We start from the raw sequence: 24,151 nt of genomic DNA on the forward strand, positions 1-24,151 counted from the left end.
ATTATAGTAGATATCTAGAATCTTTACGTTAAAAACCTGATAATTCAGGCTAAATTTTAAAGACCAGTGGAATTTAGTCCCGCACTGGAATTTACTTTTTCAATTCAGCTACGAAAAAATTACCAATTATTTTGTAACTATTAAATATTACGAAAATATAAGTGTAAAAACCGGAGGCAAACACGGTAAGTAGTTTGTGCACCCTGTTTCTATCATAAAAAGTCTCCGCTGCTTCCCGTATGGACTCCGATCGTGCAGAAAAGGATACCATTCCTGATAGCTTACCGATTTCAGACCGTAAAACCTCCCGCAAACATCTGGATTGTCTCATAATCCACCGCAAAATTCAGATTCTGCCCGTCATCGACACCGGCCGTTATGATTCCGATCAGATTACCATATAAATCCAGCAGCGCTCCTCCGGAACTGCCATGAGAAATCGGCGCCGTAAACTGAATCATCGATACATCTTCCATTTTTCTAAAGCCGGAAATAATTCCATCCGAAACAGTGTTAAATAGTCCCAGCGGGCTACCGATTGCCACTACTTTCTGGCCTCTTACCAGCTTCTCCCTGCCTCTGTAAATCGGAATCGGAGGTCTTGCCTTATCTGTTTTCAGTACGGCCAGATCATGATACTGATTATATTTAACAAGTTCTCTTGTATAAAAAATTTCTTCTTCCTCTTCCAGCCTGATCCCATAGTAAGCTCCTTCGCAGGCCACATGAAAATTAGTGAGTATATATCCTTTGCTGCTGATCATTACTCCCGAACCTGTCTTAAAACACTGCCCCTTTTTATTGTAAACACTGATCATTACAATGGAAGTTGCCTTAGCAGCCAGCTCTACAAAATCCAGCGGCCGATCAGAAGGTAATGCCCCCTGTATCTGGCCTTCCTGCCTCTGCCATTCCCTCTTCCGGCTTACAGATGCACCCGCCGGCTGCTGTATCCCGGTGCCTCTATGTGGCTGCTGCTGCGGAGGAGCAAAGGGATTAACTCCGCCTGGAATAGTGGGAGGCTGCGTACTGACCACAGGTGTTCTTTGAGGCGCTCTTTGAGGAGGACTCTGAGGTGCTCTCTGAGGAGGACCCTGAGGCGTTTTTACCTCCGGTCTCTCTTGAATTCTCTCCGGTACTGCATGACTGGCAGCCGCAGGCCGCCTGAGTTCCCTCTGAGCCTGCTGTTTCTGATCACGCTCTATCCTTCGCAGGGAATCCCGGCTGATCGTTACTTTTTCCCGCTTTTTTTCATTGGAAGCCTGATACATCATGGACAGTGCCAGAAGCTTCTTGTCCTCGACTGCAACATCCTTCTCCTGTGCCAGAACCATGACATCGCATCCCATCATGGTCAGAAAATATAAAAACAGATATTCCTGTACCTTTACCTGACCCCCACACACAAATTTCGGAAAGGACCGCATTTTCAAGGTCTCGCAAAACAACTTTGGAAAATACATGTCGATCCAGTATATAACCTTTACCCCAAAGTTTCTCCGAAAGGTTTCTTCCCTTCGTCCCGAAGTATCCACATACATCTGTATCAGCTTCTCATAGTTACAGTAAAATGCCTGTTCCCACATCTCATTTTGATAGTGAAATGGGAGTTTTCCACCATCTCTCTTCCATTTTTCATAAATATCCACATATTTTGCAGTCTGATCCGCAGGAAGTACTCTGGCAATCTCCTCAACTCTCAGATAACCCGATTGTTTCTGCTCCATTCTCCGTTTCAGAGTGCTGTCCATCTGGCTGATTCTCTCATCGTAATCCCTGTTATGACTGGCTCCCACATAGCGAATAAAGCTGACCTCTTTCGTAAAATTAGAGTATCGCCCCTCTGTAGCTGTAAATTCACCGATCACATCCTCTCCCGAGAGAGGTCTCACCGTAACCTGAAAGCTCTGTAAAAGACCCATTTTTCTTTCCTCCGCCCACGTCGAATTGCTGCACAGGTATAATGCCCGCTTTGCGGTCATTATCTATATCCGCTCTCCGGATATCATGCCTCCGGCGGAACTTAGCGCACGGTTTTTGGCGGCTTGCGCCAAAACCGTCTATGCGCAGGTATAATGCCCGCTTTGCGGTCATTATACCATCGTAATCTACAAAAATCAACAAAGCTGGTATGTGCTTATTGTACAGAAAAACCCGCAGAACAAAGTTCTGCGGGTCTCTTACGCTTGGACACAATGCACCCTGTGGTGCGATATATTCTAATGATTATTCAATGATAGATACAACTCTACCTGAACCTACTGTACGTCCGCCTTCACGGATAGCGAAACGAAGTCCCTGCTCCATAGCTACTGGATGGATCAGTTCAACAGTCATTTCTACGTTGTCACCAGGCATACACATTTCAACGCCTTCTGGTAAATCGCAAACGCCTGTTACGTCAGTTGTTCTGAAGTAGAACTGCGGACGGTAGTTGTTGAAGAAAGGTGTATGACGTCCACCTTCATCTTTTGTCAGTACGTAAACCTGAGCTGTAAATTTCTTATGGCACTTTACAGAACCTGGTTTAACAAGACACTGTCCTCTTTCGATTTCGTTTCTCTGAACGCCACGAAGAAGAGCACCGATGTTATCACCAGCCTGAGCCTCGTCAAGTAACTTACGGAACATCTCGATACCGGTTACAACAACCTTACGAGTTTCTTCGTGTACACCAACGATTTCAACTTCGTCAGAAACGTGTAATGTACCACGCTCTACTCTACCTGTAGCAACAGTACCACGGCCTGTGATAGAGAATACGTCCTCTACAGGCATTAAGAATGGCTTGTCTGTTTCACGAACTGGGTCCGGAACATAGCTGTCAACTGCAGCCATTAATTCAAGGATTTTGTCGCCCCACTCGCTTGTAGGATCTTCCAGAGCCTTTAATGCAGATCCCTGGATGATAGGTGTATCATCGCCTGGGAATTCATACTCGTCAAGAAGCTCACGGATTTCCATCTCTACTAATTCAAGAAGTTCTGGATCGTCAACCATATCACACTTGTTCATGAATACTACGATGTAAGGTACGCCTACCTGACGGGAAAGAAGGATATGCTCTCTTGTCTGAGCCATAACACCATCAGTTGCAGCAACAACCAGGATAGCGCCGTCCATCTGAGCAGCACCAGTGATCATGTTCTTTACATAGTCAGCATGGCCTGGGCAGTCAACGTGTGCGTAATGTCTTTTCTCTGTCTCATACTCAACGTGAGCTGTAGAGATTGTGATTCCACGCTCTCTCTCTTCTGGAGCCTTATCAATATTTTCGAAAGCAACAGCTTCACCAGTACCTAATCTCTCGTGAAGAGTCTTTGTGATAGCAGCTGTTAAAGTCGTTTTACCATGGTCAACGTGTCCGATGGTACCAATGTTACAATGCGGTTTGTTTCTTTCAAACTTAGCTTTAGCCATTTTATAACGTCCTCCTTAATTTGCGCCCCCTAAAGAGGGCTATTATAGTTTCTATATCTAGGCTGTCTATAATTATATTATATTTAAATACTATTTTCAAGCCTATTTTCTTTACACTCTGCGGCAGTTTTACTGCCGCAAAAGTGCTGCGGAACTTAATAATTTATTCCGAATTATTTGCCGTTTCTTTCGTTAAGAACTTTCTCCTGAACGCTCTTCGGAACCTGCTCATATTTCTCAAAGAACATAGAGTAGTTACCGCGTCCCTGTGTCTTAGAACGTAAGTCTGTGGAATAACCGAACATTTCAGAAAGCGGCACATATGCCTTGATCAGCTTTCCGCCGCCGATGTCTTCCATACCTTCAATACGGCCGCGGCGGGAATTGATATCGCCGATAACGTCGCCCATATATTCTTCAGGCATAGTTACTTCGACCTTCATGATCGGTTCGATCAGAACAGGATTTGCTTTCTTCATAGCTTCCTTGAATGCCATAGAACCGGCAATGTGGAATGCCATTTCAGAAGAGTCAACCTCATGGTAGGAACCGTCGTATACATTTGCATGTACGCCCAGTACCGGGAATCCGCCTAAGATACCAGCCTTAGTTGCTTCTTCAATACCTTCGCCGACTGCAGGAACATATTCCTTAGGAATAGCACCGCCGACAACGCTGGATTCAAACTTGAATACTTCCTCAGCATTTGCATCCATTGGTTCGAACTTAACTTTACAGTGTCCATACTGTCCACGTCCGCCGGACTGTTTTGCATATTTATATTCCTGATCAACAGCCTTTGTGAATGTTTCCTTGTATGCAACCTGAGGAGCGCCGACATTTGCTTCTACGTTGAACTCACGGAGCAGACGGTCAACGATGATTTCCAGATGAAGCTCGCCCATACCGGAAATGATTGTCTGTCCTGTCTCATGATCTGTTCTTGCACGGAAGGTCGGATCCTCTTCTGAAAGTTTTGCAAGAGCTTCGCCCATCTTCTGCTGTCCCGCTTTTGTCTTAGGCTCGATTGCAATGTCGATAACAGGCTCTGGGAATTCCATGGATTCCAGAATAACCGGGTGCTGTTCATCACAGATGGTATCACCTGTACCGCTGAACTTAAATCCGATTGCAGCAGCGATATCGCCGGAATAAACCTTATCTAATTCCTGTCTCTTATTTGCATGCATCTGAAGGATACGTCCAACACGCTCCTTCTTGCCCTTCGTTGCATTCAGTACGTAAGAACCGGAGTTCAAAGATCCTGAATACACGCGGAAGTATGCCAGTTTACCAACGAATGGGTCTGTCATAATCTTGAATACGAGTGCTGAGAACGGCTCGTCGTCGGAAGAATGTCTTTCCACTTCGTTGCCTTCCAGGTCAGTACCCTTAATATCAGCAATATCTGTAGGAGCAGGCATGAATTCCACAACTGCATCAAGCAGCTTCTGAACGCCCTTATTTCTATAAGCAGTACCGCAGCATACAGGAATTGCTGCACACTCGCAAGTACCCTTTCTAAGAACTTTCTTCAATTCTTCAATGCTCGGTTCTTCGCCTTCCAGATACTGCATCATCAGATCATCATCCAGTTCGCAGATCTTCTCGACTAATTCAGTATGATACAGCTCTGCATCATCCTGCATATCTTCAGGAATATCTACGATGGAGATATCTTCGCCCTTTTCATCATTATAGATGTAGGCTTTCATCTCGAATAAGTCGATGATTCCCTTGAATTCATCTTCCTTACCGATTGGTAACTGCAGACAGATTGCATTCTTTCCCAATCTGGTACGAATCTGATCTACAGCGTTATAGAAATTCGCGCCTAAAATGTCCATCTTGTTGATGAATGCCATTCTAGGTACGTTGTATGTGTCTGCCTGACGCCAAACGTTTTCAGACTGCGGCTCAACACCGCCCTTTGCACAGAAAACGCCTACAGCACCGTCAAGTACACGCAGGGAACGTTCAACTTCTACTGTAAAGTCAACGTGTCCTGGAGTATCGATAATGTTGATACGATGTTCCAATGCACCTGGCTTTGGTTTACAGTTTTCTTCCAAAGTCCAATGACAGGTAGTAGCTGCTGAAGTAATAGTAATACCTCTTTCCTGCTCCTGGGCCATCCAGTCCATGGTAGCATTACCCTCATGAGTATTACCAATCTTATAGTTTACACCAGTATAATAAAGGATACGCTCAGTCAATGTAGTCTTACCAGCATCGATATGAGCCATGATTCCAATATTCCTGGTTCTGTCTAATGGATATTCTCTTCCAGCCAAGGGATTTTCCTCCTTATTATTCCGAAACACGGCCTACGCCGCATCACAGATTCGATTAGAATCTGTAATGAGCAAATGCCTTGTTTGCTTCTGCCATCTTGTGCATGTCTTCTTTTCTCTTAACAGATGCACCTGTGTTGTTGGCAGCATCCATAATTTCATTAGCCAGTCTTTCTTCCTGTGTCTTCTCGCCTCTCTTGCGTGAAAACATAGTGATCCAACGAAGTGCTAATGTCTGCCTTCTCTCCGGCCTAACCTCGATCGGCACCTGATAGGTAGCACCACCGATACGTTTTGCCTTTACTTCCAGAACAGGCATGATATTATTCATTGCTTCTTCAAATACCTCTACAGCTTCTTTACCGGTCTTTTCTGCAACACGGTTAAATGCGCCGTATACAATTTTCTGAGCAACACCCTTTTTACCATCTAACATGATGTTGTTAACCAGTTTGGTAACAACCTTGTTCTTGTATAACGGGTCTGCCAGAACCTCTCTTTTCTGAGTATGTCCTTTACGTGGCACGTTACTTCCCTCCTTAATCATCCTGCGTTCCGCTCTGCGCGTCCGCATTTTATTAAATCCCAGGTACTCACGCTCAAGTGTAACACCTGTTTCATGACACGCCAATCTGTGCGGTCATGCACCGGCGTACATGACTGTGCCTGATTCGGCCAGCCTTCTGCATGTTTCGTGCTCGGTTCTCCAATTTATATAATCCTGCAACCCACAGGTCAATATCAACCGGTCTTCCGGCACCAAAAATGATTCATGAACTGCGTGAATTATTTCTTGTCTTTCGGTCTCTTAGCGCCGTATTTAGAACGGGCCTGCTTTCTGTTAGCAACACCTGCAGTATCCAGTGTACCTCTGATGATGTGGTATCTGGTACCTGGCAAGTCTTTTACCCTTCCTCCACGGATCAGAACAACGCTATGCTCCTGAAGGTTGTGACCCTCACCTGGAATGTAGCTTGTTACTTCGATTCCGTTAGAAAGACGAACTCTGGCGATTTTTCTAAGAGCAGAGTTTGGCTTCTTAGGAGTTGCAGTCTTAACAGCTGTACAAACGCCTCTCTTCTGCGGAGCAGAAAGATCAGTTGCACGTTTCTTTAAAGAGTTGTAACCTTTCTGAAGGGCCGGTGCTGTAGACTTCTTTTCTGAAGTCTGTCTTCCCTTTCTAACTAACTGGTTAAATGTTGGCATTCTTTTCACCTCCTGTGATATTGTCTGTGGTTGCGCTTTTAATCAGCGTGATTTTTGCATACAAAAAACGCTTACGTTTATGCACGCTTACTTATTATATACAGATTCCATTTTTCTGTCAAGCTGAAAAATCTATTTTTTTCCTGCATTTTATACAGATTTCATCAGCATCTTACCATGTCGGCAGACAGGGCCATTTTTCCGGCTGCATTTTAAAATTGCGGCTTATGCCGTGTATCCAAATAAAATATACGGCGCCTTCTTTAATAATTACCATATCTGCTGTAAATATTCCAGGTGCAGTGCATAGTAGCCGCAGCTCCTGTCTTTATCGGCTCAATCTTTGCCGGAGGAATATGTATTATAATATGTAGCAACGCCTTTCATCCGTTTCAACCGAATAGCTTCTAAAAATAAAAGCCGGCACAAAACTTCAGCAAAATAAAACCTTGCGGTAATATTTGCTGCGCCCCGTACCGGCTGCTTTTTACGATTTGATCGACTGCATCCCTTCCTTAATATAAATATATAAATACAGAAGTAATAATCTTAAAAAAGACAAATGTTATCATCCCATTTCTATCGAACTTATGGAATTAAAACAAAACGGCCGCATATATGCCCACCATCGTTCAGCTGACGTAAGACTTCATTCGCATTTTCCAGTGAATTGACTGCCCCTATGATCGGTTTAATCTTTCCCATCTCGACCATTTTGAGGGCATCCTTCAGATTCTTTACCGAATGACCGCGTGTGCCTATCAGGCTCAGTTCGTTCACATGCGCTGCAGCAGAAGAGAAAAGGGATGGACTGTTAACCGAATACCCCACCATGACAAATTTTCCCCGCCTTTTCAGATGAGATAATATTCCGTTATAATTCGTTATTTTTCCTGTAACATCAAATATTGTATGGAACGTTTCATCCGCAGGCAAATCTTCTGCGTATCCGCAAAACACCTGATTAAGCCCAAGCTCCCCGGCAATGGTTACCTTCTCTCTGCATGGTTCACAGACTGTTACATCCACGCCGCAGCTGTTCAAGATCTGAGCCATGTGTACTCCAAGTCCTCCAAAACCGATTACGAGAGCCTTTTCCCCACTTTTGATATTAGCCGCTTCAAATGCTGCCCTCCAGCAGGTTGCCACTGCATCTGTAATGACGGCGGCCTCTGCGGCCGGAATTTCATCTGAAATCGGAACAAGATTTCTGGCCCGCACCTTCATTTTCTGTGCATAACCTCCATTTTCCGTGAATCCGATAATTTGCAGCTCATCACTTTCACAGAGCTGTTCCATTCCAGCCCGGCAGCTGTCACACGTCGTGCAGCCCATATAGATGGAAACCAGGGCCCGCTCTCCAATTTTCCAGCCGTTCACCCCGCTCCCGGCCGCGCTTACTCTTCCGACCACCTCATGGCCTGGAATAAACGGCAGCCGGATTTGTGCGCAGTTCGGATGCATGCCGGAAATTATCTTTAAATCTGAATGACAGACGCCGCATGCTTCCACGTCCAGAACCACCTCTCCATATCCCGGAACCGGGTCCGGGACTTCTCCGTAGCGCAGAGGCTGCCCGAATTGTTCCAGCAGCATTGCTTTCATCGTAAATCCCCCTTCCATATATACATGTTCCATCTTTCATGTTCCATGATCCGTATATCTCCCTACGGATTCCCTGTACTCAATATGGGTGGGCAGATACTGTACCAGAGGAGCCGCTTCGTTTTTCAGCAAACTCTCCAGAGTTTCCATAGCCTTTTCACCCAGCTCAGCTACAGGCACTGCAACTGTGGTAAGCGCAGGGGTTACAAACGTTGCCGCCTGTATATTGTCGAATCCCATCACCGATACCTCTTCCGGAACCCGGATACCATTTGCCTTCAAACCATTCAGGACACCGATAGCCATAAGATCGTTTTGGCAGAATACCGCTGTAATTCCGTCCCGTCCTCCAAATCCCTGCTTATTCAGTTCGTCTGCCGCACGCCTTCCTCCTTCTGCAGTAAAATCTCCATGTACAAAATATTGGTCAGGCACAGGAAATCCCGCTTCCTCCATCGCCTTCCTGTAGCCACGTTCCCGTTCTAATGCAGATATAGATGTTTCTGTTCCGGCTATCATGGCAATTCTCTTATGTCCCAGTGAGATCAGAGCTTTACAGGCCTGCCTGGCAGCCTCCACATTGTCAATCTGTACCGAATGGATGCTCTCATCTTCAGGCGTTCCGACCGCAACTACTTTCATTCCTGATTCGTGAAAATAGGCGGAATTCTCCACATTTCGAATGATGCTTCTTCCCACCATAATCAGTCCGTCCACCCTTTTTTCCCACATAATTCTCAAGGACTGTGTGATCTTTTCCTGGCTTCTTTGTGTATTGGCGAGTATAATGCTGTATTTCGACTTCTGTGCGCGGCTCTCCGCACCTTTTACAATTCTGGGATAGTAGGGGTTTGTAATATCCTGTATGATTAATCCAACTGTCATGGTAGAAAAAGAGTGCAGTCCCCGGGCCAGCACATTCGGACGATATTTTAATTCTTCTATTACTCCCAGTACATGCTGCTTTGTCTGCTCACTGACAAAATAATCGTTGTTGTTCAGAACTCTCGACACTGTGGTTATTGATACATTCGCTTTTTTAGCAACATCTTTTATCGTCATCGGCCGTAATGCCTGTTCATTTTTCACTCATATCCCTCATTTCTGCCAGTTCCGCCTTCGTAATGATTTCATGGGGAAATTCCCCAATTGCGTAAAAATCAGGCAGATTATTCTGTTCTTTCTTCCTTTTTAGAGCCGCAGCTGTTCCTATGAGTACATCCTTGACAGCCGCCCTGGCAGCAGGATCTGCCCGACTTTTTATCCCGATAAATTTTACGTGCTGCCAGCCCGGCGGCAAAAGCCACACAAAGCAGCAGCAAAAGGTCTATGATCTGCATTCTCTTTTCTCCATCTGTTTATTCTTTCTCCAGCACAATATATGCCTGACCAAAATTCATGCTATTGGCGGCACAGGCTGATATTAATTTTACTTTCCATCCCTGTTTAAGCTCTTCATTCACCTCTTCTAACCCATCATTCACACTTTTGGCATTTGCACTGCTTCTTATCCAAATTATTTTTTGCATTTTACACGCTCCTTTCAAAATCCGGTTTCTGAGTACACCGCTTTCGCCTGCGGCGGACAGACACAGCTTAATTTCTTTTCATTCTAATAGCAGCCGGTGGAAATGTCAAACAGCTCATTTCATATCAAACCTCCTGCGATACAAGTATATCAGGTTCCTGAAGATATGGGTGATTCTTCTCACAGGAACCTGGTACATATGAAAGTATGTTCCGGATTTTGAATATGCGGAATGCTATTTTAATTTACGGTCTCATCTACATTGTCCTTATCGATAATCAGCATCTTAGTGACGACTCGCTCTTCTACCTCTTCCCCATTGACGATTTTAGCTGCTGCCGCAACCGCCTGATATCCCTGATCGTATGGGACTAAATCACAGGAAAATGCCAGCTTGTCGTCCCGGATTGCGGTACGCGCATCTGCGTTTCCATCACACCCACCTACAATAATCTGATCTGACCTTCCTGCAGCCGCGATCGCCTCCACACATCCAAGAGCCATCTCATCATTGATAGCATAAACTCCCTGTACATCCGGATGGGCCTGAAGCAGGTTCTGCATCACTTCCATGGCCTTTGCCCTGTTCATATCTCCCGACTGGGAAGCGACAATCTCCATGTCCGGATAGCTTTCGATAACTTCCCTGGCTCCTCCGATCCGGTCAATTGAGTTCTGCGCACCTGTGACGCCTTCTATCAGAATTACCTTTCCTTTATAGCCCATTTTCTTTGCCAGTGCTTCACCGCAGGCACGTCCGACTTCCCAGTTCTCACATGCCACATAACTTTCCCATATGGTATCCTGCTGTTGATCGCCGTATTGAGTATGACAATGGGAATATTTGCGTCATAAGCTTTCTGCACTGCCGGTACGATGCCGATGGAGTCAGACGGAAAAACAATTAGGGCGTCACATTCACCGCTGGCTACCGCCTGTTCTGTCAGCTGCATTAGTTCCTCATTATTATCCCCCTGGACAGGAGTAAGAATCGTCAGATTCAGGTCGTTATCCTTCCCAGCCTGTTCCGCCCCCTCTTTCACCGTGACACAGAATGGATTAATCAGATTTTTAAGTACGAGCGTTACATTACGGCCTCCTTCTGACGGTTTTGCCTCCTTTTCCGTATCCTGCGCAGATGTGCCGGCAGGCTGAGAATCAGCAGCGGATGACGATTTCCCGGAATTGGAACAGGCCGAGAGCGTCACAACCATGGTTATGCATAAAGCAGCGGTCATCACGTTTCTTTTCATTGTAAAACCTCCTTATTTATAAACATAAGCCATCAGTTATCAATCTGTTCTGAAAATGTCGCATACCAGATTATTGAATCACCTCGTCTGCATGGTTCATATCCAGAATGCGCATATCGGTTACGATTCTCTCCTCCACTTCTTCACCGTCTATGATCTTTGCAGCCGCTAAAATTGCCTGATATCCCTGATTAAACGGAGAAATATCACAGTCAAAGGCCAGTTTTCCCTCTTTCAGAGCATTGCGCCCTTCCGTATCCCCATTACAGCCGCCGATAATAATCTGATCACTCTTTCCCGCTGCTGCAATCGCTTCTACACATCCTAATGCCATCTCATCATTAATTGCCCATACCCCGTTCACATCCGGATGAGCCTGCAGAAGATTCTGCATCACTTCCATTGCTTTTGCCCGGTTCATATCTGCCGGCTGGGAAGCCACGACTTTCATATCCGGATAACTCTCAATTACTTCTCTGGCTCCGCCGATCCGGTCAATGGAAATCTGCGCACCTGTTACGCCTTCTATCAAAATGACGTTTCCTTTGTAATCCATTCGCTCCACCAGAGCTTCGCCGCAGGCTCGCCCGATTTCCCAGTCTTTGCATGCAACGAACGTTTCCCATATTTTTTCCTCGCTTTTAATCGCGGTATTGAGAATTACTACAGGTATCTCAGCGTCATAAGCCTTCTGCACCGCCGGAATAATGCCGATAGAGTCAGACGGAAATACCACCAGAACATCGCAATCCCCACTGGCTACCGCCTGTTCTGTCAGCTGCATCAGTTCCTCGTTGTTGTCTCCCTGAACCGGTGTAAGAACCGTCAGATTGATGTTGTTGTCCCGGGCGGCCTGTTCTGCTCCTTCCTTCACCGTAACGCAAAAAGGATTGACCAGATTTTTGAGAACAAAAGTAACGCTGCGGCTCTCTTCTTTGCTCTCTGCCGCATTTTCCAGGGCCTTATCCTCTGTTTTCTGCTCAGATTGTTCCGTTTTCTCCGCTTGGGCCGTCTCAGGCCCGTTCACGTCGTCTGACCCTGATCCTGTGGAACCGGTACAGCCGGTGAGAGACAAAACAGCTGCCAAATATAATGTTGCAACTACTGTGACCTTCTTCATAGAAATCCTCCCATCCAAAACTACATCAGTTTTTATTATTTGTTAAAATCCTCGTGCATGCCTCCAGCCCAATAGACGCCAGAATTACGAAGCCAATTGCCGCCTGCTGCCACGTCGTGGCAACGCCAAGAATATTCATTCCGTTGCGTATAAATACGATGATCATGGCCCCTATTGCCGCATTTCCAATAGATCCTTCTCCGCCGATGAAAGAATTGCCACCGATCAGAGTCGCTGCGATAGAGTCCAGCGTAAAGTTTCCGCTGATTCCAGGATCTGCTGCGTTCAGACGCGCCATGTAAAGAATACCCGTTACAGCGGCCAGAATGCCATTTATCATATATACAATAATGATGGTTTTTTCTGCATCAATACCGGTCAGTACGGTGGCGCCGAAATTCGTTCCCGTAGAGTAAATTCCCCGGCCGAATGTAGTGCGTTTCATCATAAACTGAAGTCCCCATAGAATCACGAGGTTATGACTGCCAGACTGGTAACCCCTGCAATGGAAAATGTGCTGATTTTTCTAAAACCGTCACTGAACCCGTAGATCGATACGCCGCCCGTATAAACATATGCCAGGCCGAGTGTAATAAAATCGACGCCGTATGTAGCTACAAAGGCGGAATTCCCGCTTTCGTAATCAGCAGCCCGTTGCAGACCCCGCAGATAATGCCGATCAGCAATGCAGTCGTGATCCCGAGAAAAATCTGATTATTTTTCACAATTGTCGCTGCAATCACATTGCTGAGCACAAGAATGGAACCCATCGATTTATCAATTCCTTTTGTGATAATAGCCAGGGTCATCCCAAAGCTCATAAGCATGGTAAATGGTGCCTGTTGGAAAATGACGGTTGTAATATTGCCCCAATTCCAAAATGCTTCCGGCTTCAGCATGGCCAGTACCGCAACGATTAATAAAAGCAGTAAAATTCTTGAATACTGAGAGAGCATTTTCTTAACAGCTTTCATCTTGCATACACCCTCCTGGAATCTCTGATTTTGCGATGTTTTGTACTGATGGCATCGGCTACCAGCACTGCAACAATGACAAAGCCTATAATTGCCTCTGCCAGGTGGCGGGAACGCTCATGCACCCAAGTCCGTTGGACAAAATGCGAAGCATAAGCGCACCAAATACCGTTCCAGCCAGGGAACCTCGTCCTCCTTCAAATGTAGTTCCTCCTATGATAACGGCGGCCATCGCATCGAATGAATAATTTGCGCCGCCTATGGGATTGGCAGAACTGCTCATAGCGGAGAGAATGATTCCCGCCGCCGCGGCAAAAAATCCGCTGCATATAAATACAAGGATTCTGTTTTTAACCACATTCAGGCCGTTCAGCCTGGCTGATATCTCCGAACCTCCGATAGAGTAGATATTGTAACCGAATTTCGTCCTGCGGAGCACGAAAATGACAGCGGCAACAACGGCGGCAGTTATGTAAATCATCACATAAATACCACCCACTTTCCCATTTCCCAGCCAGTTAAACGTCTTGTTTGAAATCGGTACCGTCCCGCCATCCGCAACGACAAGGGCAAGTCCGGAGCAAATTCCCATTGTAGCAAACGTAGTGATCCAGTAGTCAAAACGAAAAACCGCAATCAGGATCCCGTTGAGAAGTCCTACTGCCATTCCGACCACAAGTCCGGACAGTATGGAAGGCGCCAGCCCCAAACCGGCGTTCAGCACAACCGCAACGACCGCCCCTGCCAAAGACATAACCGGACCGATGGAAATATCCACCTGCGAAACCAGAATGACCATGTTCATACCGATCGATGCCAGTATCAGAACTGCTGAGTTGCGTAGAATCAGAAGCACATTGGCCGGTGCGGCGATTCTCCAGCCTGTCAGGAAGCCGAAAAACAGAAAAAACAACGCCGTGCTGTAAGCCATCCCTGGAATGTTAAACCTTTTAAAAAATGCGGCGGCTCTATTGTTTATGAATCTATTCATGCTGAATCCCTCCTTCCATCTTATCCTTTCTTAGCTGCCTTTACGCCTCCCACACTTTTCGCAACAATTGCTTCCTGAGATACTTCTTCATGGCTGAATTCGCCCATAATTTCTCCTTCATACATCACATACACCCTGTCGCTTAAACCAATTACTTCATTCATTTCGGAAGAAATCATCAGAATAGCTGCCCCCTCGGCTGCCAGGTGATCCAGAAGCTGGTAAATTTCTGCCTTAGCCCCTACGTCAATCCCTCTGGTCGGTTCATCGAAAATAAAAAACTGATTACCGGTAGCCAGCCATTTTCCGATAACCACCTTCTGCTGATTACCTCCTGACAATTCACCTGCCAGTTTCTCTACACCGGTAGTCGCGATCTTCAGCTCATTTCTGTACCTCTCCGCAATCTCCGCCTCTCTTCGGTCATTCAGAAGTCCCTTGGGAAAGAATTTGAACAGGCCGGCGCTGACTACGTTCTCCTTAATGGATTTTCTCAGGAGAAGCCCTTCGTTCTTTCTGTCCTCCGGCAGGAAAGCCATTCCCATTCGCACGCTCTTTTTAGGAGTTGGTCTTGTAATTTCTTTTCCATTGAAAAAATATTTTCCTCCGGTGACAGGGTCGTAACCGAATATGGCTTTTGCAACTTCCGTCCGTCCTGCTCCTACAAGCCCGGACAGAGAAACGATCTCTCCCTTTCTGACCTCAATGTTCACATTGCGTAAGCGGATTCCACATAGACTCTCCGTCCTTAGAACGACAGCTCCCGGCTCATTCCACCGGCGATTGTAAAGTTTTTCAATTTTACGGCCGACCATTTTGGAGACCACCTCATCCATATCAATATGATCCGTATCGACACAGTCAATGTACTCACCGTCCCGCATAATTGTGATCTGATCCCCTACCCGGAGCAATTCATCCATCCTGTGTGATATGTAAATAATACCGATTCCCTGGGATTTCAGCCTGTCTACAATTTCAAAGAGCTTGTCAATCTCATTTTTAGTTAAAGAGGAGGTTGGTTCGTCCATAATCAGCAGCTTTAAATTGAAAGACAACGCTTTCGTAACTTCAACCATCTGCTGCTGAGCGATGCTTAGATTTTTAACGAGGGAATTCGGGTTTAAATCCAGGCCCAGGTTATTCAGAAGCTTTCTGCTTTCCATGACCATTTTCTTATAGTCCACAATCCCTCCTGTTTTCATCGGTTCACGTCCGAGAAAAATATTCTGGGCAATGGTGCGTTCAGGAAGCATATTAAGCTCCTGGTGTATAATACTGATTCCAGCTTTCTGTGCTTCCTTTACATTTGCAAATTCAACTTTTTCTCCGTTGAGCCAGAGATCGCCCTCATCACGGATGTAAACCCCTGAAATTATTTTTACAAGTGTGGATTTTCCAGCACCATTTTCTCCCAGGAGTACGTTTACCTTGCCGGGATACACCGTAAGCTGAACCTTATTGAGAGCTGTCATTCCGGCAAAGCGTTTCGTAATTCCTTCAGCCTTCAGCAAAATCGTTTGCTGTTCCACGTCAAGACCTCCTATCTCCTCATATTCTCTATAAACCGTTCCTGTCTCTCTATTTTTATTCCTCTCATGCAGCATTGGCCCAGTTATAGAAAAGGTTTTCCGAAAACGTTTTCTATTTCGATATTAACACACAGAAATCTGAAAGTAAATACATTTTTATTATTTTTGCTATTTTTCATCCAGTTATCATCAAATTATCAGTTTATATTATCCGTGTTTGGATAATATTAGCCTATTTTTTTGTGTCTGGCTTACGTTTGAAAACCTCCTGTAAAAAAGCAAAAAGAAGGGATCGCAAGTCTGCTATTACTCTTGCGATCCCCTCTTTTTATTATTCTATCACTACCATTTCATGAACACTCAAATTTTCTATCTGAAATACAATCCAGCCATCCTTCTGTTCAAATTCAACTGCACCATCCTCTACCATCTTATAAACCCGTTTGACCTTCTGCTCTCCGACATATATCTTAAACTGATTTGGACCAACTGAATAGTGTTCTTCTGCATATCCAGGCCACATATTCAAACCAGACAAATTAATCAGCTGGAGAATCCACCGTTCTTCCTGTCGATACATCTTACAGTCGATATATCCTTCTCCTTCCGACTCAAAAACACCTGTGCCGCCTGCTGCCCACTTTACACAGCTGCCCAGCAGCTTGCCATGATCCGGAATTTTAGCATAGCCATATCGTCTGTCAATATCGGCGGAAATATAAACACCTCTTCCGCCATAAGGGCTCATTCCCGCCATTATAACAGGAAAATCGGTGGATCTTTTATCGTCTTCCATATAGCTTATTTCAGGCGGATAAGTCGGAAACTCCGGTATATAAGTCGTCACCGTCTCAAGGCCGCCGACAGATCTCACCTTATAAACCTGTCCGGATATCGTAATAATGTCAGTATCTTCAAATCCTTTTAAAATTTCATGCGATTTGTTATCAAGCCTCATGTAATTGTGCAGGTCATAATTATCAATCGTATTAAATGTATATCCTCCCTGAAGTTTGACATCATGAACCGTATTCTCTTTCTCAATTCCCAGCAGTTCCATGACCGGATTTCTCTCTCTTTGATATCCCAACTCATCTAATTCCCCTGTTGCTCCTGTAACGACGAGGCTCTTGCCTGATTTATAAAACTCTATAACCTGATCAATCTGGTCGTCAGTAAGCACTGCCACATCCGGCATAACAAGGACATCTATTTTATCCATATTTTTTACGATCTGGCTACAGTGTATTGGTGAAAATAGAATTCTGCCCTTTATCATGGCTCCGGAAAATCCTCTCCAGGGCAGTTCACATACATCAGAAATTCTGTCTTTTCCGTAAAACCTTATATTATCGTGGCTCCATGCGAGACCCACTCGAAATACAGGCTGACGGCCATATAGAAAGTTTTCTGCTTTTTTATGCCATTTCATCACAGGCGTACATGTACCATAAATCCGCCTGTCCTCCTGTACTCCCCCGATAAAATGTGTCCAAGGTGATAGACCTCCGGCAATGCCTTCCAGCATCCAGGTTCTTGTTTCCTCCGGTGGGTTGGCCGCTCTCCGTATGAAATAACGTCCGCGGTTATAGTTGGCCATGCTTTCCGGTATCAGTGATTCATCTCCTGCAAGGGAGTGCAGCAGCATACCATTCATACTGTTCTGTTCAAATCCGCCGATTTCTTCTCTGCATTGATGATCCGTCATAATGCATCGACCATACCGTTCTGCAATCTTTTGCAGATCACTGAACATGCCGTGATCCGACATGGGATTTGCATTTACCATACCTAGCCACAGGCAGTCCTCTCCCCCTTCTTTCTGTGTTACTTCATTAAATAGCTCCCAGTTTTTCATACGGCATTCGACACTCCACTGAATCCACTGCCTGTACCTTCTGTCAGTCCAGTCTGCTTTCTGAGGCAGGTCAAACCCACAGTAATCCCGGAAGCTTTTTTTACATGCATCGCAGTAACAGATCTGCTTCGGACTGGCCCCCCACCAGGAATTATCCGTGATCCCATTGGGATGATACTCTCTTATAATTTCCCTCATCAATTCAGGTATATATTCTTTATAATATCCACTGTTTAAACAGGCAATGTATCGTTCCCCCGCCCTATAGGGTTTTCCGTTTCTGTCAGTAGCAAACCATTCCGGGTGCTCCTCGTAAACCTCTTTCGTCGCTCTGTTAATATCCATACGTGCTAAAACAACAATTTCCGCCTCTTTTGCTGCATCGCAGAATTCCTTCAGCAAATCCCGATCTCCCAGGAACTTCGAACGGTATTGATTTGGATTTTTGCTGGGATAATACGCTACAATTCCTCCTGCGTTTACTACGATTCCCTGTATTTCATTTGTTTTCCAGAACTCTTTCCATGTATTAAGGTCGCAGTCTCTGGCATCAATTTCTGTTAAATTTGTCTGAGCCCATCTATATGTATTTCTATACCACGGCTGCTTTTTTTCTTTATACGTATTCACTGATTTTTACATTCCTTTCTTTCACTTGTACAAAAATCAAAATGCACAAAAAGACAATTCCTATTATATCTGTTATGGACTCTGGCACCACCATCAAAGCCGCAACAATTCCTGCAAGCACTCTCTGCGGCAGCTTCATCCTAGTCATCAGCCATCCTTCCACCGCGCTGCTGAGCAGTACGACTCCTGCGATAGATGTTAAAATCGTAACAGCTGTTTTGTATGTAGGATGAATGAATAACAGGTCAGGCGAGACGATGAAGATAAACGGCACCAGATATCCGCCCAATGCCAGCCGAAACGCCTGCCATCCTGTTTTTGAAGGATTTGAATCCGCCAGTCCAGCCGCCGCATACGCCGGTATTGCCACCGGAGGCGTCACATTTGCCAAAAGGCCGAAATAGAAGACAAAAAAGTGCGCTGCCAATACAGGCACATCAAAGCCCATAATTAATGCAGGTGCCGCTACTGTTGACAGAAGCATATATACAGATACCGTCGGAAGCCCCATTCCCATCACAATGCAGATCACTGCGATTAAAATAAGAGTTATAAAAAAGTTTCCACCTGCCAGCTTAATAATCATACTACTCAGTGTCTGTGTGATTCCCGTCAGATTGCATACCGCCATAATCATGCTGATTCCGCCGCACACGGCCCCGATCGACAGCAGCCTTTTTCCCGAAATAGCCAGAATTCCAATAATGTCTTTAATATTTAATCTCGTTTCCTTTTTTAATGCAGCAATGATAACACACAAAGGTATTGCCAGAAATCCTACAAATGTAACGGTGTATCTCATCATCAGCATAGTCACTACAAAAATAAATGGAATGGCTAAATATCCCTCTTTTAAAATTACATTCCTGAGTTTTGGCAGTTCTTCTTTTGGCAATCCTTTTAAATCAAGCTTTTTTGCCCGCAAATGTACCATCGTAAAACAGCCTGCATAGTACAGCAGTACCGGGACAATCGCTGCAATACAGATCTTTGAATACGCGATTCCCGTGATGTCAGCCATAATAAACGCACTGGCTCCCATAATAGGCGGCATGAGCTGACCGGCTGTTGAGGACACCGCTTCAACCGCACCTGCAAATTCACTCTGATATCCTGTCTTTTTCATAAGCGGTATGGTAAATGCTCCCGTAGTCACGACGTTGCTGACCGCATTGCCGCTGATTGTCCCAAACAGCGCGCTGGTTACTACCGATACTTTAGCCGGACCGCCTGCGCTTGATCCTGTCAAAGAAAATGCAAAATTATTTATGAAGCGCCCGACTCCTGTTTTTTCCATAAACGAAGCAAATATAATAAACAGCCCCACCATACCGGCTGCCGTACCTACGGTACTTCCAAATATACCCTCAGCCGTCAGCAAGAGGTAGGAGGCCATTCTTCCAAATGTAATTCCAGGATGAGCGAAAACACCGGGAAGGTATTTGCCAACATAGGCATATGCGAGGAAAACGCCGATTATGCAGACCATCCCTAAACTCGCAACTCTTCTCACTGCTTCCAGAATCACCAGAACAGCGATTGCAAACAGGTACTTTTCAAACGAGGTAGCCATTGCATTTCTCTGAATAATCGCATTATGTTGAATCATCATATAGAGGCATATGGCAATACTAACGCCTGCCGCTGCATAGTCATACCATTTTGGAGGGAAACCTTTGTTTGATTTTTTCGCGGGATAAATCAGAAAAACAAGAGGCAGACACATGAGCATAAACGTTGCGCGATGCAGCATCGCTTCCGGGGCTCCGAATCCGCACGTATATATAATATACAGCGACATAAATGCTGCGACTGCATCCGTTATATAACCCAGTTTTCCGCCGTCTGTTTTTTCAACAACGGAATCCCTGTCAAATTTATCTAATAGTTCCTGTTGTGTTTCTTCATCAATTATCTTTTTTTCTCCATTCGTATCTCTTAAATCGTCCAAATATTTATCCCCCAGATTATTCTGCTATCCGTTTATTTCAGATATCCCTTTTCCTGATAGTACTTTTTAGCACCTGGATGAAGAGGTGCCCATTCTTCATTAGCCAGTCCGATCTCTTCCGGTGATGTCTGTTTAAATATATCGTGATATTCTTCCAGTTCGCTCCAGTTCTCACAAACAGTCTTAACGAATTCATAAACCAGTTCTTCCGGAAGATCTTCACGGCAGATCAGGCCTCCTGTAGAAGCAACAGTCAGAAGTTCTTCTCCGACTTTGCCATCATAAGAGCCTGCCGGAATTGTTCCTGCCATATATCCGCAGTTTGCATCCACAAGTGTTTTCACTTCATCTTCCGTAAAGCCGATCAGCTCTATTTTCTCATTAATAAACATTTCAGTAAAATTAGTAAATGGGATGGAGCCGCCGATTAAAATTGCATCTGCCAGACCATTTGAGATCAGATCGCAGCCTTCTGAGACACCGCTGTATTCCGCTTCAAAGTCGTATTTTCCATCTTTATACAGACCGAGATTTCCAAAAATTCGTTTGCTCATCGCTTCCGTACCGCTTCCGGCAGCGCCTACAACCACCTTTTTCCCTTTCAAGTCCTGTATACTCTTTATACCCGAACCTTTCCTGACCGCCAGCTGTACAATTGTCTTACTGTAGTTCATCACCTGACACATTCCCAATTCGACCGGGTCATTTTCGTAAGATTCCAGCCCGTTATGCGCTGTATAAATCAGATAACCGTCTCCCCATGCGAACTGCCCTTCTCCCTGTTCCATTAATAAGACATTCTGATTGGAACCTGCTGTTACCTGTGCCGTCACGGTTGATGGAACATGTTCGGAAACTACCTGTGCAATCGCGCTGACCGACAGAATCGCGTTTCCGCCTGAACTCGCTCCCAGAATTGTAATAAATTTCGGCCATACATCCGTTTTACTTTGTGTTTCACTGTCTTTTGCCACACTGCCGTTTCCCCCGCTGCTCTGAACCTCCTGGCTCTGTTCGGAACTCTTTTCTGCCGTCTGGCCGCACCCTGTCATTGCTGTGAATAGAAACGATATCGTTAATAGAATACTTATTATTTTTTTCATTTACTTCACCCTTTTCCTTTATACTAAGGCTTGACAATAGATTCCAATCTCTCTAAAATAGAATTAGTCTGAATACTTGACGGTATTTTGATCACTGAGGTTATTACCGGGTCGCATCCTGTAATGGCCTCTTTTTCTTTATTACTTATTATTTAAGCTTTCATTGAATTCTCTGATCTTCTTCCTGTTGGATATTAATGAAGCTGCAAAGTGGACTTTGTTGCAGTTAGCCGCCTGATCTGGTTCATGCATCGCAATTGCACTCAAAATCTCTTTATGTTCCCTGATGGAAATCACATATCTTTCTCTTCTGAATCCAATTGCATACAGGATTCTCTTCTCTCGTCCGTAAATGTCCTTTACGTAGGATAAAATCGTACTGTTATGTGATGCTTTCGCCACAAGAATATGAAATTTCTGATCCAGTTCGTTCGCCATATCCTGGTCAAATTCCATCGTTTCCATCGTTTCCTGAACCTCTAAAAGCTGCTGCAGTTCATCGTCTGCCGCATTGATTGCCGCCAGTCTGCTGGCCTCCTGGAGCAGGACACCCAGCACATACATCATATCGATGATTTCCTCTTCATTTAATCCATCTGCTACTACCACCCCTTTCTGCGGAATATGCTTCAACAGCCCTTCCGACTGCAGAACACGGTAAGCCTCTCGCAACGGTGTTCTGCTTACTTTCAATTCCTCTATCATCTCCCTTTCACATAGTTTTTGGCCTGGCTTGAGGGTTCCATCTAAAATCTTCTTTCTCAGCTCCTTGGCCGCATAGTCTACCAATACTTCTTTGTTTTCCATTTTACCTCCTAAAATATATACATTTTAGATATTTTAGCGTGTTTAACATTAAAATTATATACATTATATTTCATATATACCATTTTTAAGTCAGTAAATCAATACATTTTTTATGTTTTGACGTATTTCAGCATATTCTACAGTTATTTTTGTGATAAATAAACAATAAAATGTATACATTTTAAAACACTGAGATCATTGCAAAAGAGCCCGCAGCCCCGGTATTTGATATGTACCCAGGATTGAGAGCTCTTTTTCATTTTATTTCTATTATTTCAGGATTTTACAGTGTTTTTACCATCTCTGCTGTTTCTGCAAATCCTTTCGTTATAATATCTGTGTCAGTGCCACACATCACAAGCGTCAGATCATCTGCAAACTTACGCAGCATGCCTTCGCCTGCATGAAGTCCGAAATTTTTCCCGTATTTCCTACACGCTTCAGCCACCTTTGAAATCGCTTCCAGCTCAATGGGGTTCATCAGATCGCCTGGAATTCCCAATGAAACTGAAAGGTCGTTCGGACCGATCAAAAGTGCATCGATCCCTTCCACAGAGGCAATTTCTTCGATATGTTCCACTGCTTTCTTTGTTTCAATCTGTGCGATTGCTATCACTCTGTCGTTTGCGGCCTGCATGACATCCGCATGTCTGCCGCCTTTATAACCGCAGTGAGCAATTCCCCCAGAAAATCCTCTTCCCCCTACAGCTGATACTTTGAATAGAACACAAGGTTTTCTGCCTGCTCTCTTGTTTCAATCATTGGCACCATAACGCCGGAAGCCCCCTGATCCAGTACGCGAGAAATCCACTCCTTTGTTCCGTTTGGGACTCTTACCAGCCTTCCAGTCCTAACGCATTGCCCATAAGAAACAGATCGTGAAGGGATTCCATATTATAATCGCTGTGCTCACAATCATACATAACGAAATCAAGGCCGCCGTTATTTGCCAGATACGCCAGCGCCGGATTCCGTACAATCCGAATCATGACGCCGGAAATTTTCTGGCCTTTCTTTAATTTTTCTTTTATTGACATTTTCATCCTCCTATCGGTTCATCCAGTAATTTAATGTGTGGTACGATATTTTTGCAGCCGTATAACTGTCCGGCCTCTGAAGCACTTCCACAGAAATATAGCCATTATAACCAGTCACTTTTAACATCTCTATCATATCGCTGACAGAAAGCCTTCCTGTGCCGACCGGCAGCCTCTTATTTTCGGAAGCATGAATAAAACATGTTCGTTTTCCTGATTGAACGACAGCCGCGCACATGGATATTTCTGCGATATCCATATGAAACATATCCAGAAGAAGGCCAATATTTTCTGCACCGATCTCCACTGTTTTCGCAAGGACTTCTCCCACCGTATGCAGGTTGTTGATCCCAGGTGCGCTCTGAGGTTCCAGCAAAACAGTCACCTCCTTTTCCGCCGCATATTCCGCGATCGCCTTTAACGTCTCTGTCAGGTCCGCCATGGTGCTGCCTGCCGCGGCCTCATCCACATTACCTCTGAACTTCCCAATACAGTAAGGAACTTTAAAAGAAGATGCGAAATCGATTCCCGCCTTAGCCCGTTCCAGAGCCAGCTTCCTGTTTTCCGGATCTTTATTGGCCAAAGTCAGCTTTTCCTGTGTAAAAATAGGGCTGCTTCCAACCGCAGCCGCTTCCAGACCATACCTGGCGAGTATGGATTTGATGTATTCCTCATCGACCTGGCTGCCGTCCCGTACGAGAAGTTCTACTCCCTGATAACCGATTTCTGCAATTGCTTTTACATTATTCTCAAATTGTTTCTCACCCCAAAAAGCCATTAGTGAAACATTGGAATCTGGAGTGGCTACCGGGTAACACAGCTTCATGATCTTCCTCCTTCTT

The 24,151-nt window shown here is 45.0% G+C and carries 23 protein-coding genes; all 23 read right to left on the bottom strand.

The annotated features are described in order from the left end of the window. Nucleotides 1-290: 290 nt before the first annotated feature. The 23 genes from DXA13_RS09410 to DXA13_RS09520 all read right to left on the bottom strand — a co-directional run bounded on the left by DXA13_RS09410 (nt 291) and on the right by DXA13_RS09520 (nt 24,135). Nucleotides 291-1,922, bottom strand: a complete 1,632-nt coding sequence (locus DXA13_RS09410) for a trypsin-like peptidase domain-containing protein (protein ID WP_181995593.1) — start codon at nt 1,920-1,922, stop codon at nt 291-293. Between the two features lie 304 nt (nt 1,923-2,226). After that, nucleotides 2,227-3,420 (bottom strand): elongation factor Tu, encoded by a 1,194-nt coding sequence (gene tuf, locus DXA13_RS09415; RefSeq protein WP_118243767.1) that lies wholly within the window; start codon nt 3,418-3,420, stop codon nt 2,227-2,229. A gap of 173 nt (nt 3,421-3,593) precedes the next feature. Next, the gene (gene fusA, locus DXA13_RS09420; RefSeq protein ID WP_118243769.1) at nt 3,594-5,714 is read right to left on the bottom strand and encodes an elongation factor G; all 2,121 of its coding nucleotides are present in this window, start codon (nt 5,712-5,714) and stop codon (nt 3,594-3,596) included. 55 nt (nt 5,715-5,769) lie between these two features. Then, the gene (gene rpsG / locus DXA13_RS09425; RefSeq protein ID WP_118243771.1) at nt 5,770-6,240 is read right to left on the bottom strand and encodes a 30S ribosomal protein S7; all 471 of its coding nucleotides are present in this window, start codon (nt 6,238-6,240) and stop codon (nt 5,770-5,772) included. 260 nt (nt 6,241-6,500) lie between these two features. Continuing rightward, nucleotides 6,501-6,920 carry a 30S ribosomal protein S12 gene (gene rpsL, locus DXA13_RS09430; RefSeq protein ID WP_118243774.1) on the bottom strand — a complete coding sequence of 140 codons (420 nt, stop codon included), beginning with the start codon at nt 6,918-6,920 and terminating at the stop codon, nt 6,501-6,503. 588 nt (nt 6,921-7,508) lie between these two features. After that, complete coding sequence (locus DXA13_RS09435; protein WP_181995594.1) at nt 7,509-8,525, bottom strand: alcohol dehydrogenase catalytic domain-containing protein; 1,017 nt, start codon at nt 8,523-8,525, stop codon at nt 7,509-7,511. Between the two features lie 36 nt (nt 8,526-8,561). Beyond that, complete coding sequence (locus DXA13_RS09440) at nt 8,562-9,614, bottom strand: LacI family DNA-binding transcriptional regulator (RefSeq protein ID WP_118243779.1); 1,053 nt, start codon at nt 9,612-9,614, stop codon at nt 8,562-8,564. An 80-nt stretch (nt 9,615-9,694) separates the two neighbouring features. Then, nucleotides 9,695-9,865 carry a FeoB-associated Cys-rich membrane protein gene (locus tag DXA13_RS09445; protein WP_118243781.1) on the bottom strand — a complete coding sequence of 57 codons (171 nt, stop codon included), beginning with the start codon at nt 9,863-9,865 and terminating at the stop codon, nt 9,695-9,697. Nucleotides 9,866-9,883: 18 nt separating this feature from the next. Next, entirely contained in the window at nt 9,884-10,054 is a 171-nt protein-coding gene (locus tag DXA13_RS20985) for a hypothetical protein (protein ID WP_181995595.1), read from the bottom strand. A 239-nt stretch (nt 10,055-10,293) separates the two neighbouring features. After that, complete coding sequence (locus DXA13_RS09450; protein WP_181995596.1) at nt 10,294-10,836, bottom strand: sugar ABC transporter substrate-binding protein; 543 nt, start codon at nt 10,834-10,836, stop codon at nt 10,294-10,296. Continuing rightward, nucleotides 10,758-11,306: a substrate-binding domain-containing protein gene (locus DXA13_RS09455; protein ID WP_118243786.1), complete on the bottom strand. Its 549-nt coding sequence runs from the start codon at nt 11,304-11,306 to the stop codon at nt 10,758-10,760. The genes DXA13_RS09450 and DXA13_RS09455 overlap by 79 nt, the downstream gene beginning before the upstream one ends. A gap of 70 nt (nt 11,307-11,376) precedes the next feature. Next, a complete protein-coding gene (locus DXA13_RS09460; protein WP_118243789.1) occupies nt 11,377-12,426 on the bottom strand; it encodes a sugar ABC transporter substrate-binding protein in 1,050 nt (349 codons plus the stop codon). Nucleotides 12,427-12,451: 25 nt separating this feature from the next. Beyond that, nucleotides 12,452-12,898, bottom strand: coding sequence for a hypothetical protein (locus DXA13_RS09465; RefSeq protein WP_278287042.1), 447 nt, complete (start codon nt 12,896-12,898; stop codon nt 12,452-12,454). Nucleotides 12,899-13,040: 142 nt separating this feature from the next. Continuing rightward, entirely contained in the window at nt 13,041-13,400 is a 360-nt protein-coding gene (locus tag DXA13_RS09470; protein WP_118243794.1) for an ABC transporter permease, read from the bottom strand. An 85-nt stretch (nt 13,401-13,485) separates the two neighbouring features. After that, nucleotides 13,486-14,391 (bottom strand): ABC transporter permease, encoded by a 906-nt coding sequence (locus tag DXA13_RS09475; RefSeq protein WP_118243797.1) that lies wholly within the window; start codon nt 14,389-14,391, stop codon nt 13,486-13,488. Between the two features lie 20 nt (nt 14,392-14,411). Continuing rightward, entirely contained in the window at nt 14,412-15,923 is a 1,512-nt protein-coding gene (locus tag DXA13_RS09480; RefSeq protein ID WP_243009046.1) for a sugar ABC transporter ATP-binding protein, read from the bottom strand. A gap of 331 nt (nt 15,924-16,254) precedes the next feature. Then, entirely contained in the window at nt 16,255-18,411 is a 2,157-nt protein-coding gene (locus tag DXA13_RS09485; protein WP_118243801.1) for an alpha-amylase family protein, read from the bottom strand. Further along, nucleotides 18,398-20,362 (bottom strand): TRAP transporter permease, encoded by a 1,965-nt coding sequence (locus tag DXA13_RS09490; RefSeq protein WP_118243803.1) that lies wholly within the window; start codon nt 20,360-20,362, stop codon nt 18,398-18,400. The genes DXA13_RS09485 and DXA13_RS09490 overlap by 14 nt, the downstream gene beginning before the upstream one ends. Before the next feature lie 32 nt (nt 20,363-20,394). Next, nucleotides 20,395-21,465: a TAXI family TRAP transporter solute-binding subunit gene (locus DXA13_RS09495; RefSeq protein WP_118243805.1), complete on the bottom strand. Its 1,071-nt coding sequence runs from the start codon at nt 21,463-21,465 to the stop codon at nt 20,395-20,397. 141 nt (nt 21,466-21,606) lie between these two features. Beyond that, complete coding sequence (locus tag DXA13_RS09500; protein ID WP_118243807.1) at nt 21,607-22,272, bottom strand: GntR family transcriptional regulator; 666 nt, start codon at nt 22,270-22,272, stop codon at nt 21,607-21,609. A 283-nt stretch (nt 22,273-22,555) separates the two neighbouring features. Further along, entirely contained in the window at nt 22,556-22,909 is a 354-nt protein-coding gene (locus DXA13_RS09505; protein WP_118243809.1) for an aldolase/citrate lyase family protein, read from the bottom strand. 196 nt (nt 22,910-23,105) lie between these two features. Further along, on the bottom strand, nt 23,106-23,309 hold the full coding sequence (locus DXA13_RS09515) for a hypothetical protein (protein WP_118243811.1): 204 nt from the start codon (nt 23,307-23,309) through the stop codon (nt 23,106-23,108). Between the two features lie 10 nt (nt 23,310-23,319). Beyond that, nucleotides 23,320-24,135, bottom strand: a complete 816-nt coding sequence (locus tag DXA13_RS09520; protein WP_118243814.1) for a sugar phosphate isomerase/epimerase — start codon at nt 24,133-24,135, stop codon at nt 23,320-23,322. Nucleotides 24,136-24,151 lie beyond the last annotated feature (16 nt).

The sequence above is a fragment of the Clostridium sp. AM58-1XD genome, from assembly GCF_003464085.1.
Classification (GTDB): domain Bacteria; phylum Bacillota; class Clostridia; order Lachnospirales; family Lachnospiraceae; genus Lachnoclostridium_A.